Source organism: [Mycobacterium] manitobense, assembly GCF_025821665.1.
Lineage (GTDB): Bacteria > Actinomycetota > Actinomycetes > Mycobacteriales > Mycobacteriaceae > Mycobacterium > Mycobacterium arseniciresistens.
Genome location: NZ_JACKSJ010000216.1, coordinates 1 through 866, shown reverse-complemented (window position 1 = coordinate 866; position 866 = coordinate 1). Strand labels below are relative to the sequence as shown.

The following is an 866-nucleotide window of genomic DNA, read 5'->3' as shown; positions in this document are numbered from 1 at the left end:
TCACTGCCCCTAGGAAGAACGGTCGGCGACGGCGCCTGGATCTGGCTGATCGGATCCGGATCCAGATCGGCGTGCACAACTATGAATCGCTGAACTCGATAGGGCGCAGCTTGGGCCGGCCGGCCTCGACGATCAAATACGAACTCGACGTCAATGGTGCCATCGCCGCCCACAATGGCGGCAAGTCCGGCTACCGGCGCAAGGAACGCTTCGGGGCCCGCCAGAGCGGTCGCACCACGAGGTTGAAGTACGACGCGTTGCTGGCCCAGGTCCGCTCCGAGCACCGGGCTCGACGCCCCAAGGCGGGCAAGCTGGCCACCAATGCGCGGCTGCGCGATGCCGTGCAGTACCGGTTGGGCCACGAACAGCACAGCCCAGCCCAGATCGCCCACCGGTTACGGTGGGAGTTCCCCGACGATCCGGAGATGTGGGTGTCGCACGAGACGATCTACCAGGCAATCTACGTGCAGGGCAAGGGGAATCTGCGCCGCGACTTGCACACGTGTTTGCGCACGGGTCGAGCACTGCGCAAACCGCAGCACCGCCCCGACCAGCGACGCCCGCGTATCCGGGACATGGTCAGCATCAGTGACCGGCCTGCCGAGGTCGAGGATCGTGCCATCCCCGGCCATTGGGAAGGCGACCTGATCACTGGAACGGAAAACAAGTCCGCGATCGGCACCCTGGTCGAACGCAGCACCCGGTTCGTGATCCTGCTGCACCTACCCGATAACCACGGCGCCCTGGCAGTCCAAGAGGCCATCGTGGCCAAAATCGCCCAGCTGCCCGCGATCATGGCCCGCACGCTGACCTGGGACCAGGTCATCGAAATGGCCAACCACGCCAAGATCGCTGCAAGATCGCTG

Annotated in this window: 1 protein-coding gene; it reads left to right on the top strand. The window is 65.0% G+C overall.

The window, feature by feature from the left end; genetic code table 11:
• Nucleotides 1-866 (top strand): IS30 family transposase (locus tag H7I41_RS23525; RefSeq protein WP_443735565.1); only part of this gene is annotated, 866 nt, incomplete at both ends.